This is a genomic window from Bartonella vinsonii subsp. vinsonii, assembly GCF_902825235.1.
In the GTDB taxonomy this organism is placed as follows: Bacteria; Pseudomonadota; Alphaproteobacteria; order Rhizobiales; family Rhizobiaceae; genus Bartonella; species Bartonella vinsonii.
Genome location: NZ_CADEAJ010000082.1, coordinates 1 through 377, shown reverse-complemented (window position 1 = coordinate 377; position 377 = coordinate 1). Strand labels below are relative to the sequence as shown.

Here is a 377-nt window from a genome sequence, read left to right as displayed (position 1 = left end):
TCTGGTGCTTCGAGTGTAATTTCTGTGGTATATCCGCTTTGTTTCTCATAGCGGTGGGTCACGGTTTGGGCTTTCCATGGACCATTGATTTCACTACGGAACCCTTGCAATAGCAGCGGTTGATCCGCCATGATTTCAGGGCGCCCTTCAAGGGACAAAGAACCACTGCCCATGCTACGGCACAGCCGGTCTGATTCTGAGGCGGCAGCAGCCAATGCCTCTTCCCTGCTGGTGTAGCAACAACGCAAACGGCGCACAGGACCGCTAAAGCCTGTCTGATGCTTAACTTGGCATTGTTGTCCTTGTGAGCGATCAAAATAAGAAGCTTCAATGGTGCCATATTGCGTACGCGGCTCTAACGTGAATTCCCAACTGGA

Annotated in this window: 1 pseudogene; it reads right to left on the bottom strand. The window is 51.7% G+C overall.

Annotation, left to right across the window (positions count from 1 at the left end):
- A pseudogene (locus J7R12_RS08745) lies at positions 1-377 on the bottom strand (late control protein); the annotation flags it as partial.